Annotated in this window: 11 protein-coding genes; 7 read left to right on the forward strand and 4 right to left on the reverse strand. The window is 71.9% G+C overall.

Translation table 11 applies throughout. The features are described from left to right. Positions 1-27 precede the first annotated feature (27 nt). Both DJ010_RS13195 and DJ010_RS13200 read left to right on the forward strand, forming a co-directional pair. Entirely contained in the window at positions 28-1,971 is a 1,944-nt protein-coding gene (locus tag DJ010_RS13195) for an acetyl/propionyl/methylcrotonyl-CoA carboxylase subunit alpha (RefSeq protein WP_109694399.1), read from the forward strand. Beyond that, positions 1,971-3,137, forward strand: a complete 1,167-nt coding sequence (locus tag DJ010_RS13200) for an acyl-CoA dehydrogenase family protein (protein ID WP_109694401.1) — start codon at positions 1,971-1,973, stop codon at positions 3,135-3,137. The genes DJ010_RS13195 and DJ010_RS13200 overlap by 1 nt, the downstream gene beginning before the upstream one ends. 98 nt (positions 3,138-3,235) lie before the next feature. Here DJ010_RS13200 and DJ010_RS13205 read toward each other — a convergent pair whose 3' ends face one another. Then, the gene (locus DJ010_RS13205; protein WP_109694403.1) at positions 3,236-4,222 is read right to left on the reverse strand and encodes an NAD-dependent epimerase/dehydratase family protein; all 987 of its coding nucleotides are present in this window, start codon (positions 4,220-4,222) and stop codon (positions 3,236-3,238) included. 13 nt (positions 4,223-4,235) lie between these two features. Further along, the gene (locus DJ010_RS13210) at positions 4,236-4,598 is read right to left on the reverse strand and encodes a hypothetical protein (protein WP_109694405.1); all 363 of its coding nucleotides are present in this window, start codon (positions 4,596-4,598) and stop codon (positions 4,236-4,238) included. Between the two features lie 135 nt (positions 4,599-4,733). Between DJ010_RS13210 and DJ010_RS13215 the strand changes: the two genes are divergently transcribed. Beyond that, positions 4,734-5,156 carry a pyridoxamine 5'-phosphate oxidase family protein gene (locus DJ010_RS13215; protein WP_109694558.1) on the forward strand — a complete coding sequence of 141 codons (423 nt, stop codon included), beginning with the start codon at positions 4,734-4,736 and terminating at the stop codon, positions 5,154-5,156. A 40-nt stretch (positions 5,157-5,196) separates the two neighbouring features. On the opposite strand, the gene DJ010_RS23065 is transcribed toward DJ010_RS13215, so the two are convergent. Next, positions 5,197-5,577, reverse strand: coding sequence for a response regulator transcription factor (locus tag DJ010_RS23065; protein WP_170124644.1), 381 nt, complete (start codon positions 5,575-5,577; stop codon positions 5,197-5,199). Between the two features lie 110 nt (positions 5,578-5,687). Here DJ010_RS23065 and DJ010_RS13225 point away from each other — a divergent pair, with 110 nt between their 5' ends. Next, a complete protein-coding gene (locus DJ010_RS13225; protein WP_158283016.1) occupies positions 5,688-8,462 on the forward strand; it encodes an AfsR/SARP family transcriptional regulator in 2,775 nt (924 codons plus the stop codon). Between the two features lie 5 nt (positions 8,463-8,467). Here the strand turns inward: DJ010_RS13225 and DJ010_RS13230 are convergent, their stop codons facing one another. Beyond that, on the reverse strand, positions 8,468-9,643 hold the full coding sequence (locus DJ010_RS13230; RefSeq protein WP_109694409.1) for an acyl-CoA dehydrogenase family protein: 1,176 nt from the start codon (positions 9,641-9,643) through the stop codon (positions 8,468-8,470). A 41-nt stretch (positions 9,644-9,684) separates the two neighbouring features. On the opposite strand from DJ010_RS13230, the gene DJ010_RS13235 reads away from it, so the two are divergent. From DJ010_RS13235 to DJ010_RS13245, 3 genes are all read left to right on the forward strand, one after another. After that, positions 9,685-10,359, forward strand: a complete 675-nt coding sequence (locus tag DJ010_RS13235) for a TetR/AcrR family transcriptional regulator (protein WP_109694411.1) — start codon at positions 9,685-9,687, stop codon at positions 10,357-10,359. Between the two features lie 49 nt (positions 10,360-10,408). After that, a complete protein-coding gene (locus DJ010_RS13240) occupies positions 10,409-11,512 on the forward strand; it encodes a YihY/virulence factor BrkB family protein (RefSeq protein ID WP_109694413.1) in 1,104 nt (367 codons plus the stop codon). 71 nt (positions 11,513-11,583) lie between these two features. Continuing rightward, complete coding sequence (locus DJ010_RS13245) at positions 11,584-13,194, forward strand: GMC oxidoreductase (RefSeq protein ID WP_109694415.1); 1,611 nt, start codon at positions 11,584-11,586, stop codon at positions 13,192-13,194. Positions 13,195-13,199: the final 5 nt, after the last annotated feature.

Genomic DNA, 13,199 nt, shown 5'->3' on the forward strand with positions numbered 1-13,199 from the left:
AGACATCACCGACCTTGGAGGAACATCGTGACGACTCAGCGGGTCCTCGTCGCCAACCGCGCGGAGATCGCCTCCCGCGTCTTTCGCACCTGCCGTCGCCTCGGCATCGACACCGTCGCGGTCTTCTCCGACGCCGATGCCGACCTGCCCTACGTGGCCGAGGCCGACCTCGCCGTCCACCTCCCCGGCACCGCCCCCTCCGACACCTACCTGCGCGCCGACCTCGTCATCGCCGCGGCGGAGCGGACCGGGGCGACCGCGATCCACCCGGGCTACGGGTTCCTCTCGGAGAACGCCGACTTCGCCCGTCAAGTCGTCGACGCCGGGCTGCTGTGGATCGGACCCGACCCCGCCTCGATCGAGCAGATGGGCTCGAAGATCGAGAGCAAGAAGCTGATGGAGGCGGCCGGGGTGCCGGTGCTCTCGGCGCCGTCGTCGCCGACCGAGGGCGACCTCCCGCTGCTGGTGAAGGCCTCCGCCGGAGGCGGCGGCCGCGGCATGCGCGTCGTCCGCTCGCTGGACGCGCTGGCGGGCGAGATCGAGAAGGCCGAGGCAGAGGCGCTCTCGGCGTTCGGCGACGGCACGGTGTTCGTCGAGCCGTACGTCGAGAACGGTCGCCACGTCGAGGTCCAGGTCGTCGGCCACCCGTCCGGCGTCCTCGTCCTCGGCGAGCGCGACTGCTCGGTCCAGCGTCGCCACCAGAAGGTGGTCGAGGAGGCCCCGGCCCCCGCCCTGCCCGAGGAGACCCGCGCCGCCCTGCACTCCGCGGCGAAGGCGGCCGCCGAGGCGATCGACTACCGCGGCGCCGGCACGGTGGAGTTCCTCTACGACCCGGCGCGGGACGGCTTCTGGTTCCTGGAGATGAACACGCGCCTCCAGGTCGAGCACCCCGTCACCGAGGAGGTGTACGACGTCGACCTGGTCCAGCTGCAGCTCGAGTGCGCCGGGGTCGTCCCTGCCCAGCCGGTGGTCGAGGTGCGGGGCGCACCGGAGGGCCACGCCATCGAGGTCCGCCTCTATGCCGAGGACCCGGCGGCCGACTACGCGCCGCAGGTCGGCACCCTCGACCGGTTCGAGTTCCCCGAGGTCGAGGGGCTGCGCGTCGAGGCCGGGTTCGCCAGCGGCTCGGTGGTCTCGCCGTTCTACGACGCGATGCTGGCCAAGCTGGTCGTCGCGGCCCCGACCCGCGACGACGCTGCCCGGCGGCTTGTCTCGGTGCTGCGCCGGGCCCGCCTGCACGGGCTGCGGACCAACCGCGACCAGCTGGTCGCCGTACTCACCGACGAGCGGTTCCTCTCCGGCGACGTCTCCACGGCGCTGCTCGCCTCCGGCCCGTTGGTCGAGGAGCAGCCCCCGCGCGACGCGGACCTCTCGCGGGTCGTCGCCGCGCTGGCGTGGACCGAGGCGCGGCGCGCCGGCGCCCGGGTGCAGCAGCGGATCCCCGCCGGCTTCCGCAACGTGGTCAGCCAACCGCAGCGGGTGGAGTTCGCCGACGACACCGTCGCGGAGTGGTGGGGAGAGCGCACCGGCTACCGGGTGGACGGCGCGGTCGTGGTGTCGGTCTCGACAGGCTCGACCACCGGCTGCGAGGTCGTGCTCGACGTCGACGGCGTGCGCCGCCGCTACGAGGTCGCGATCAACGGCAACCGGATCGATGTCGACGGTCCGGACGGCCACGTCGCGCTGGAGCGCAAGCCGCGGTTCGTCGACCCCGCGACGCAGGTGGCCGCCGGCTCCCTGCTCGCCCCGATGCCCGGCAGCGTGGTCGCGATCCACGCCCAGGTCGGCGACGAGGTCGCCGAGGGCCAGCCCATCCTCGTGATGGAGGCCATGAAGATGCAGCACACCATCTCCGCGCCGTACGCCGGCGCGGTCACCGAGCTCGCCGCCACCACCGGCCAGCAGGTGGAGGCGGGCACCGTGCTCGCCGTCGTGACTCCCGCCGGAAACGAAATCGAAGGAACCGACTGATGACGATCAACTTCACCGAGCCCGAGGAGCGCGTCGCCCTGCGCGAGGCGGTCAAGAAGCTGGCCAGCAAGTACGGGCGCGAGTTCGTCGAGAAGCAGGCCCGCGAGGGCGGCAAGATGACCGAGATGTGGCTCGAGATGGGCCAGGCGGGGTTCCTCGGCGTCAACATCCCCGAGGAGCACGGCGGTGGCGGTGGCGGCATGGCCGACCTCGCCGCGGTGCTGGAGGAGGCCTCGGCCGCCGGCGCTCCGCTGCTGATGATGGTCGTCTCGCCGGCGATCTGCGGCTCGATCATCACCCGCTGCGGCACCGAGGAGCAGAAGGCCCGCTGGTTGCCCGGCATCGCCGACGGCACCCTGCTGATGGCCTTCGGCATCACCGAGGCCGACGCCGGCTCCAACGCCCACAACATCACGACCACCGCCACCCGCGACGGCGACGAGTGGGTCCTCAACGGGCAGAAGATCTTCATCTCCGGCGTCGACGAGGCCCAGTCGGTGCTGATCGTCGCCCGCACCCAGGACGCCAAGACCGGCAAGCTCAAGCCCGCGCTGTTCGTCGTCCCCACCGACGCCGCCGGCTTCACCAAGCAGCCGATCCCGATGTCGTGGGAGGCGCCCGAGAAGCAGTTCACTCTCTTCCTCGACGACGTCCGCCTCCCCGTCGACGCCCTCGTCGGGGACGAGGACGGCGGCCTCTGGCAGCTGTTCGCCGGCCTCAACCCCGAGCGCATCATGGGCGCCGCCCTGTCCTGCGGCATGGCGCGCTATTGCATCGACAAGGCCGTCGACTACGCGAAGACCCGCAGCGTCTGGAAGGACCAGCCGATCGGCGCCCACCAGGGCATCCAGCACCCGATCGCCAAGGTCAAGATCGAGCTCGAGCAGGCCCGCCTGCTCTGGCAGAAGGCTGCCGCCCTCTACGACGCCGGCGACGACTTCGGCGCCGGCGAGTACGCCAACATGGCCAAGTACGCCGGCGGCGAGGTCTCCTGCAACGCCGCCGACGTCGCCGTCCACACCCACGGCGGCAACGGCCTCACCGTCGAGTACGGCCTCGGCAACCTGCTCGTCGCCTCGCGACTCGGCCGGATCGCCCCGGTGAGCCGCGAGATGATCCTCAACTTCGTCGCCATGCACACGCTGGGGCTGCCCAAGTCGTACTGACCTGGATTGCGCGAGCCACCTTCAGTCGCCGACCCGGCGCAAGCTCGCACATGAAGAGCGCCGACCCGTCGCAAGCTCGCACGGGGGGCGGGTCGGGCTCAGTCGAGGGTGGCGCGCAGGGCGTCCAGCGCCGAGTGCTGCGGCGTCCACCCCAGCTCGGTCTTCGCCTTGGTGGTGTCCATGATCGCCGGGTGGCTCAGCGCCTCCACCCACTGTGCCGTCGGAGGCAGCGGCAGCTTCGCCGCGGCCCGGGCAGCCGCGGCGACGGGTCCACCGGGGATCGGGACGGGACGGAGGCCGGCCTCGCGCGCCAGGTCCACGAGGCTCAGGACGTCGTCGGCGGCGATGTTGTAGGCGCCTGCAGGGCCCGCTCCGACCGTGCACCGGAGCAGCGCGCTCGCCACGTCGTCCTGGTGGATGAGCTGGACCGGCAGGTCGGGGACGAGGGCGGGGAGGGCCGGCAGGCGTCGTACGCCCTTCTGCAGGCCACCGGCGATCCAGGCCAGCGCCTGCGGGAGCTGGACCTTCGCTCCGACGGCGTCCGGGCCGAGGACGATCGGCGGCCGGAGGAGGTAGAGCTCCACGTCCGGGTGATCGGCGGCCGCCTCGCCGAGGAGGTGCTCGAGCTCGGCCTTCTCCTGCGCGTAGAAGAGCTTCTCGGCGGGCCGGGTCGCCCAGTCCTCCGGGATCCCGATCGGGTTGTCGCGGTGGAAGCCGTAGGCGGCGATCGACGAGGCGTAGACGAACCGCCGTGCGCCTGCCTCCGCGGCCGCCCGAAAGGCGTTGAGGGTGCCCTCGACGTTGATCGCCCCGGTCGTCTGCTTGTTGCCGCCGACGATCAGGAACGCGAGGTGGACGACCACGTCGGCGCCCTCGAACGCGGCACGGAGGGCGTCCGGGTCGCGCACGTCGCCCTGGCGGTACTCCATCTTCGACCACCCACGGGCCCCGGGGTCGAACGGCCGCCGCGCGATCCCGACGACGCGCCCGACCCGGTCGTCCTCCTCCAGCAACGGCATCAACGCCGAGCCGAACGTGCCGGTCGGTCCCGTGACCGCGACGCTGAGCCCGTCGCCGGCAACCATGGGCGGGCCGGTCCTACTTCCCGGGTCCGGACGCGGCGGGTCCGTCGGCGCTCACGACCTCGGCCACGTCGGCCGGCGTGACGGTGACGCTGCTGGGGTCGGCCGCAGCGTCGATCCCGGTGATCGGCTTGCTCGTGGCCTTCTTCGTGCGCTTCGCCTTGGGCTTCGCGACCGGCGCGGGGTCGATGCCGGCCTCCTCGGTGACGTTCACCGGCTCGGGCTGCGCTGCCGGAGCTTCCTCAGCGGAGCGGTTGCCGAGCAGAGACGTCACTGCTCCTGCGGCCGCGCCCACGGTCGACCTGCCGATCGCCACGGGCGTCTTCAGCGATCCGACAGCTACGGACTTGATCATGCCGATGGGGTTCTTGATGGCCACAGTGTTCCTCCGATGTCTGTCGAACCGGGCAGGTCGCCCGGTGACGGGACCGGGCTGTACCCGATCCCGCCGCCGACACGCGTCGGCGGCAGCGGTGCCGGTGTGCTGTCCGCCACCATCCGGGAGGATCGGGGCATGACCTCGTGGACACCCGGCTGGGACGCGTTCCCGGCAGCCCTGCTCGAGTTCTGGACCGAGCGGCACCTCTGCTCGATCAGCAGCGTGCGCCCGGACGGCCGGCCGCACGCGGTGCCGGTCGGGGTGGCGCTCGACCACGAGCAGCAGTGCGCCTGGGTGATCACCAGCAGGAGCGCGCGGAAGGTGCGCAACATCCAGGCCGGGCCTGCGGACGGGTTGCCGGTCGCGGCGTGCCAGGTCGACGGGCGGCGCTGGTCGACGCTCGAGGGGCGGGCGCGGGTGCTCACCGACGCCGACGCCGTACGACGCGCCGAGCACTGCTACGCGAACCGCTACCGCGTCCCACGCGAGAACCCAGACCGGGTCGCGATCCGGATCGAGGTCGACCGGTTCCTCCTGTCGAGCACGCTGGCGCCCTGAGGAGTCAGCCTCAGGGCGCCAGGGCGCCAGGGTGGTCAGGTCAGGCGACGGGCCGCGCTGCGTTCCGGGCCGCGCCACGGGCGTGGCCCGGGACGACGAAGCCGGTCTCGTAGGCGGCGACGACGAGCTGCACCCGGTCGCGGGCCCCGAGCTTCGCGAGCAGGCTGGCGACGTGCGACTTCACCGTCGGGAGGGAGATGAACAGCTCGCCGGCGATCTCGGCGTTGGAGAGGCCGCGGGCGATCAGCCGGAGCACCTCGGCCTCGCGCTGGGACACCTTGGTCGGGCGCTCCGGCGGAGGCATCGGGACCGACCGCAGCTCGACCCGACGACCCGGGGTGGGGGTGCGGGGCGCTCCGACGGGTCGGGAGGCGGGCGGCGGCTCGAGCCGGGTCCGTCGGGCGTGAACGGGGGCGGTCATCGGGGTGTTTCCTCTCGGTCCGGAGCCCTCGGGGCGGGCTGTGAGAGAAGACTCCCCAGCAGTGCTCAAATTCCGCTCAATTCGCTCTCGAGCTGATGCAGACTCCGTGGGTGCCCAGCCTCCGGATCGCCGTTCTCGGCCCGCTCGACGTGACCGTCGACGGCGTCGCGGTCGACCTCGGGCCCAAGAAGCAGCGCGCCGTGCTGGGCGTCCTGGCTGCGCTGGCGCCGGCACCGGTCTCGGTCGAGCGGCTCGTCGACGAGATCTGGGGTGACGGCGGTCCGGCCAACCCGCTGCGCAGCCTGCAGGTCTACGTGTCGTCGCTGCGCTCCGCCCTGGGGGAGTACGGCGACCGCCTCGTCACCGAGGGCCGCGCCTACCGGCTGCTGGTCGGTGAGGAGCACGGGGTCGAGGTCGACGCGGAGACCTTTAGCCGGCTCGTGGCCGAGGCCGCGGCCGAGCCGGACCCCGCGCGGGCTGCCGAGCAGGCCGAGCAGGCTCTCGCGCTGTGGTGCGGGGACGAGGCGTGGCAGGACCTGCGCGACCTCCCGGTGATCGGCCCGGTCGTGGTGGCGCTCGAGGCGGAGCGGCTGGCCGCGGCCGCCGTCCGCGCCCGCAGCCTGCTCGCGCTCGGCCGCCACCGCGAGCTGGTGCCGTGGCTGGAGCCGCTGGTCGAGCAGCACCCGCTCCACGAGGAGCTCCGCGGCCACCTGATGCTCGCCCTCCACCGCAGCGACCGCCAGGCCGACGCGCTCGCGGTCTACGCCGCGGGACGCGAGACCAAGGCCGACGAGACCGGCCTCGATCCCGGCGAGGACCTGCAGCGGCTCCAGGCCGCGATCCTCGGCGACGACCCGGCGCTCCGGGTCGAGGACGTCGAGCTCCGCTCCCGCCGCCACCTCCCCGCGCCGGTCACCGCGCTCGTCGGCCGCGAGCCGGAGATCGCGACGCTGACCGCGATGCTCCGCGACCCCGCCCACCGGCTCCTCACCCTCACCGGGCCCGGCGGCATCGGCAAGACCCGGCTCGGCATCGCCTCGGCCCACGCGCTGGCGGCGGACCACCCCGACGGCGTCTGGTTCGTCGCGCTCGACGCGCTCCACGACCACCGCCTGGTCGCCGGCGCGGTCGCCGACACCCTCGGCGTCGAGGTAGCGGGCAGCGACATGACCGGCGCGCTGTCGTCGTACCTCCGCGACCGCCGGCTGCTCCTCGTCCTCGACAACTTCGAGCAGGTCGACGACGCCGCGCCGTTGGTGGCCGAGCTGCTGGCTGCCGCGCCCGGGCTGCGGGTGCTCGTGACCAGCCGCGTCCCGCTGCGGGTGTACGGCGAGCGGGTGATGCCGATCGAGCCGCTGGCGCCGACCGACGCGGTGCCGCTCTTCGTCGAGCGGGCGCGGGCGGTGGACCACCGCTTCGACGCCGATCCCGACGTGGTGGCCGAGCTGTGCGAGCAGCTCGACCGGATCCCGCTCGCGATCGAGCTGGTGGCGGCGCGCACCGACGAGCTGCCGCTCGAGGTGCTCCAGAAGCAGCTCGCCAACCGGCAGGCGCTCGACCTGGCGGCCGACGGCCCCCGCGACCGCACCTCGCGCCAGCGCACCTTGCGCGACGCGATCGCGTGGAGCGTGGCACTGCTGCCCGACGCGCTGGCGCAGGGGTTCGCGCGGCTCGGGATCTTCGACGGCGGCTTCAGCGCGGACGCGGCCGAGGCGGTGGCCGGCGTCTCCGCGAGCGACCTGGTCACGTTGGTCCGGGCCAGCCTGGTCGTGCGGACGGAGGACCGCTACCGGGTGCTCGAGACGATCCGCGAGTACGCGGTCGAGCAGCTCGGGCCGGACACCGACGAGGTCGCCGACCGGCACGCGACCTGGTTCCTCGACTTCCTCGTCGGGACCGAGGGCAACCAGGGCACCGTGCACGCCTGGGTCGCGCTGGTCCACCCCGACCGCGCCAACCTGCGGGTGGCGGCGGCCCGGCTCGCGGCGACCGCCGACCGGGACGACCCGCGGGGCTCGCGACTGCTGCGGATGTCCCCGTCGTTGGGCCGCTACCTCTACCACGCGGGTCCCGGGAGCGAGGACGTCGAGTGGCTGCTCCGCGCGCTCGAGCTGGCGCCGGACGCGGACCCGCACACGCGCGGCCAGACGTCGTACGCCCTGGCCATCTGCCGTGCCGAGCAGGGGCTCACCGACGAGGCGATCCGGCACTGCCGCACGGCCTACGACCTGCTGATGAGCACCGGTGACTCGCTGTGGGGCGCGCGCGCCCTCAACTCGCTCGCCGGGATCGTGCACGACGACGGCCGGGTCGCCGAGGCGGCGCCGCTGATGGACGAGAGCATCGCGCTGCGCCGCGGGCTCCCGGAGCTGTCGATGGCGATCCCGCTGTCCAACCGCGCGCGGAACGCCATCCAGCTGGGCGACACGGCCAAGGCCCGCGAGTGCCTGGCGGAGGTCCTGGAGATCGCCGCCGACGACGCGCTCGAGGTCGCGGTCGCCGAGCTGCTGCTGGCCGACGCCGCGTTGGCCGACGGCGACGAGGCGGAGACCGTCGACCGGGTCACCCGCGCGACCGACGCGCTGCTCGAGCTCCAGCACCACGCGTTCCGGCTGATGGAGGCGTTGGAGACCTTCGCCGCCCTCGCCGTACGACGGGGGCGGGCAGCGCTCGCCGCGACGCTGATCGCCGCCGCCGACCGGGCCTACGTCGACGAGGGGTCGGTCATGGTGCCCGCCGACGTCATGCAGCGGGCGGAGCGCACCGGCGCCGCCATCGCGGCGCTGCCCGACGCCGAGCGGCGGGCGGCCGAGGAACGCGGCGCGTCCCTCGGCCTCCAGGCCGCGGTGCAGCTGGCGCGGGCCGAGCTGGTCGGCCCCGCCTGAACCGATCAGGCCGGCTTCGGCAGCGACCGGCTGATGATCTCCTTCATGATCTCCGAGGTGCCGGCGTAGATCTGGGAGACCCGGAGGTCGGCCCAGGCACGGGCGATCGGGTACTCGTTCATGTAGCCGTAGCCGCCGTGCAGCTGCAGGCACATGTCGGCCACCTTCTGCGCCCGCTCCGAGCACCACAGCTTGGCCATGGCGACGGTCGGGATGTCCAGCTCGCCCTCGATGTGCAGGCCGATGCACTCGTCGACGAACGACCGGGCGACCCGCGCCTCGGTGGCCACCTCGGCCAGCTTGAACTTGGTGTTCTGGAAGCCCCAGATCGGGCGGCCGAACGCCTCGCGGTCGTGCACGTAGCGCAGCGTCTCCTCGAGCATGACCTCCATCGCGGCCACGTTGGCGACCGCCACGATGAGCCGCTCCTGGGGCAGCTGCTGCATCAGCTGGACGAAGCCCTGGCCCTCCTCGGGGCCGAGCAGGTTGGCGACGGGGACCCGCACGTCCTCGTAGGAGAGCTCGGCGGTGTCCTGACCCTTCATGCCGATCTTGTCGAGCACCCGCCCGCGCGAGAAGCCGGGAGTGTCCGCGGGCACGATGATCAGCGAGATGCCGGAGGCGGCCTCCTCGGGATTGGTCTTCGCGACCGTGATGACGACGTCGGCCTGGGCGCCGTTGGTGATGAAGGTCTTCGAGCCGTTGATGACGTACTCGTCGCCCTCGCGGATCGCCTTGGTCTTCACGCTCTGCAGGTCCGACCCGGTGCCGGGCTCGGTCATCGCGATCGCGCCGACCGCCTCACCGCTGGCGAGCTTGGGCAGCCACGCCTGCTTCTGCTCCTCGGTGCCGTAGGCGAGGATGTAGTGGGCGACGATCCCGCTGTGCAGCGAGGCGCCCCACGAGCTGTCGCCGGCATAGGCCTGCTCCTCGATGACGATCGCCTCGTGCGCGAACGTGCCGCCTCCGCCGCCGTACTCCTCGGGGACGGAGAGGCAGAGCAGGCCGAGCTCGCCGGCCTTGTTCCACAGCTCGCGGTCCACCTGCTTGTTGGCGATGAAGGTCTCGGAGTGGGGCTTGATCTCCTTCTCGCAGAAGCTGCGGGCGAGGTCCCGCAGGTCGTCGAGCTCGCTGTCGGTCGAGCCGGCGGGGTCCATCCAGGGTGAGCGGCGCTTGGTCATGGGCGTCAGGGTACAGGGTGTACCCGGTTAGGGTGACGGACATGGTGGACGTCGCGAAGTGGGTCGACTCGACCGTCGCGCGCCGGATCCGGAAGGTGGGCGACGACCCGGGCCGGCGCAGCCTGCTCATCGCCGCGGCGACCGCCGCGATCGACGAGGAGGGCCCCGGCGTCGGGATGGCCCAGATCGCCGAGCGCGCGGGCATCCCGCGACCGCACGCCTACCGCTACGTCGAGAGCAAGAAGCAGCTCGACCTCGACGTCGCGCGCGGGGCCTCGGCGGACCTGCTGGCGGCGATCCGCCCGCGGCTGAGCCGCAGCGGCACGCCGTACGAGATCGTGCACGGCATCGTCGAGGTGATCACCGCCTGGGCGGCAGAGCACCCGAACCTCTACCGCTTCATCGCCGCCCAGAAGCAGACCCGAGCGCTGCACCAGGTGCGGATGGGCCGCAGCCGCTTCCTCGACGAGCTGATCGCCGCGATGGCGGCCTATCTCGAGCCGACCGCGGCGGCCCCGAAGGCGCCGGACGGCGTGCTCGCCGGCGTGATCGGCATGGTCGACGCCGGCGTGATCTGGTGGCTCGACCACGAGGACGAGACCCAGCAGGAGGTCGTCGACCGGCTCAGCCGCCAGGTGACGCTGGTCCTCGAGGACATGCTCGTGCAGCTGGGGTACGACGTCCCCGACGAGATGGTGTTCGGCCCGGGGGCCTGACTCGGGCCGATGTGCGGGGCTCGCGCCGCGGCACGGATACGCTTCCACCATGGGGGCCGCAGCCGGCTTCGACCAGACGCAACGTCGGGTCCCGATCCTCGGGATCCCGCTGGCCGTTGTCTACAAGTACTTCGACGACCAGGGCAACTACCTGGCGGCGGTGCTGACGTTCTACGCGTTCCTGGCGATCTTCCCGCTGCTGCTGCTGGCCTCCTCGATCCTCGGTTTCATCCTCCAGGGCTACCCCGAGCTCAAGGACGAGGTGCTCAACTCCGCGCTCGCGCAGTTCCCGATCATCGGCACCGAGCTCGGGCGGCCGGAGGGGCTCCAGGGCTCGGTCGGAGCGATCGTCGTCGGTTCGCTCGGTGCCCTCTACGGTGCGCTCGGTCTCGGACTCGGCCTGCAGAACGTCCAGGCGACGGCCTGGGCGGTGCCGCGCAACCGGCGCACCCACCCGGTGATCACGCGCATCAACAGCCTGTTCCTGCTGGCCACTGCCGGGTCGGTCATCCTCGCCGTCTCGGTGCTCTCCGCGGTCGTGACCGGCACCGAGCTGCTCGGCGTGATCCGCGACGACGCCTGGTTCCGCTGGCTGGTGCGGCTGGTCACGGTGCTCATCCTCGGCACCGTCCTCACGATCCTGCTGCGGATGGCGGCGGCGAAGGCGATCAGCCACGACATCTCGCGCGCCGCGCCGGGCGGCTTCACGATCGCGATCCTCTGGCAGGTGCTGCAGCACTTCGGGACGTCGTACGTCACCCAGGTGCTCGACACCACCAAGAGCAACAACATGAACGCGACGTTCGGCCTGGTCCTCGGGCTGATGGTGCTGCTGTACGTCGCCGCGATCATCGGCGTCCTCGGCATCGAGGTCAACGTCGTGCTGGCCGAGCGGCTCTGGCCGCGCGCGCTGCTGACCCCGTTCACCGACAACGTCGACCTCACCGAGGCCGACCGCAAGGCCTACGCGATGTATGCCCAGAGCCAGCGGCACAAGGGCTTCGAGACCGTGTCGGTGCGCTTCGACGGGCGGGACGGTGACAGCCACGAGATCGTCCTCGACCCGCGGACCGAGGAGATCATCCGACAGCGGATCCCGGCCTCGCCGCCGCTGCCCGGCGAGGAGCCGGAGCGCGCCCAGCGGGACATTTGACCTGGAAAGTAGTGACATGCGCCACACGGCGGCGCTATAACGAGTTCTACTTTCTCAGGAAGGGACCTCCCATGAGTCCTCGCTCATCCCTGCCCGACGTGAGCCGTCGTACGTTCCTGGCCGGAGCCGGCGCCGCCCTCGGCGCCACTGCTCTCGGACTTCCCGGAACGGCCACGGCCGCTGCCATCCCGAACGGCGCGTCCGTTCCCGTCCTCGTCATCGGCACCGGCTACGGCGGCGCCGTCACCGCACTCCGGCTCGCCCAGGCCGGCATCGACGTCCAGCTGGTCGAGATGGGCATGGCCTGGGACACCCCGGGCTCGGACGGGAAGATCTTCCCGACCTCCTCCGCGCCCGACCAGCGCTCCTACTGGCTGCGCACCCGCACCAAGCAGCCGGTCAGCAATTTCTTCGGCTTCCCGATCGACAAGGACATCCCGCGCTACACCGGGGTGCTCGACGCCGAGGAGTTCGCCGGCATCACCGTCTACCAGGGCCGCGGCGTCGGCGGCGGCTCGCTCGTCAACGGCGGCATGGCGGTCACCCCGCGGCGCGACCTGTTCAACCAGGTCCTCCCGACGGTCGACGCCAACGAGATGTACGACGTCTACTACCCACGCGCCAACGCGGCGCTCGGTGCGAAGCTCGTCGACCCGGCCTGGTGGGGGAGCACCCCGGCCTACCAGTACAGCCGGGTCGGCAAGAAGCACGCGGAGCGGTCCGGCTTCCCGTGGCGCTTCGTCCCGACCGTCTACGACTGGGACTACATGAAGGCCGAGGCGGCCGGCACCGCGACGAAGTCGGCGCTCGCCGGTGAGGTGCTCTACGGCAACAACCACGGCAAGCTGTCGCTGCAGAAGACCTACCTGGCCCAGGCAGCCGCGACCGGTCGAGTCAACATCTCCACCCTGCACCGGGTGACCTCCGTGCGGCCGGTCTCCGGCGGGCGCTACGCCGTCGTGCTCGAGGTGCTCAACACCTCGGGCACGGTGACCGCCACCAAGGAGGTCACCGCCGACAAGGTGTTCTTCGCCGGCGGCAGCGTCGGCACCAGCAAGCTGCTGACCAAGCTGAAGGCGACCGGTGTGCTGCCGGCGCTCAACGGCGAGATCGGCAAGGGGTGGGGCGACAACGGCAACGTGATGTGCGGCCGCGCCAACCACATGTGGGACCCGACCGGCTCGCTCCAGTCGACGATCCCGACGATCGGCATCGACAACTGGGACGCGGGCGGTGCGTTCGCCGAGGTCGCGCCGCTGCCGGTGGGCATCGAGACCTACGCCTCGATGTACCTCTCGATCACGCGGACCAACCAGCGGGCCAGCTTCAGCTGGAACCCCTCGACCGGCAAGGTCGACCTGAGCTGGCAGACCAGCTGGAAGCAGACGTCGATCACCGCCGCGAAGTCGATCTTCGACAAGATCAACAGCAAGGAGGGGACGATCTACCGCACCGACCTGTTCGGCGGCTACAAGATCTGGAACGACACCCTGACCTACCACCCCCTCGGCGGCGCGGTGCTGGGCAAGGCTACCGACAACTACGGGCGGCTGCACGGCTACCCGGGGCTCTACGTCGTCGACGGTGCGTTGATCCCGGGGGCCGCGACGGTGAACCCGTTCGTCACCATCACTGCGCTCGCCGAGCGCAACATCGAGAAGATCCGGGCGACGGACTTCTGAGCGGA

The sequence above is a fragment of the Nocardioides silvaticus genome (genome assembly GCF_003160695.1).
GTDB lineage: Bacteria > Actinomycetota > Actinomycetes > Propionibacteriales > Nocardioidaceae > Nocardioides > Nocardioides silvaticus.

Excerpts from the sequence above, each read along its gene's own strand:
- DJ010_RS13205 (WP_109694403.1), bottom strand. The coding sequence starts at position 4,222 with ATGGTTGCCGGCGACGGGCTCAGCGTCGCGGTCACGGGACCGACCGGC.
- DJ010_RS13240 (WP_109694413.1), top strand. The coding sequence starts at position 10,409 with ATGGGGGCCGCAGCCGGCTTCGACCAGACGCAACGTCGGGTCCCGATC.
- DJ010_RS13215 (WP_109694558.1), top strand. The coding sequence starts at position 4,734 with ATGACCTCGTGGACACCCGGCTGGGACGCGTTCCCGGCAGCCCTGCTC.
- DJ010_RS13200 (WP_109694401.1), top strand. The coding sequence starts at position 1,971 with ATGACGATCAACTTCACCGAGCCCGAGGAGCGCGTCGCCCTGCGCGAG.
- DJ010_RS13235 (WP_109694411.1), top strand. The coding sequence starts at position 9,685 with ATGGTGGACGTCGCGAAGTGGGTCGACTCGACCGTCGCGCGCCGGATC.
- DJ010_RS13245 (WP_109694415.1), top strand. The coding sequence starts at position 11,584 with ATGAGTCCTCGCTCATCCCTGCCCGACGTGAGCCGTCGTACGTTCCTG.
- DJ010_RS23065 (WP_170124644.1), bottom strand. The coding sequence starts at position 5,577 with ATGACCGCCCCCGTTCACGCCCGACGGACCCGGCTCGAGCCGCCGCCC.
- DJ010_RS13230 (WP_109694409.1), bottom strand. The coding sequence starts at position 9,643 with ATGACCAAGCGCCGCTCACCCTGGATGGACCCCGCCGGCTCGACCGAC.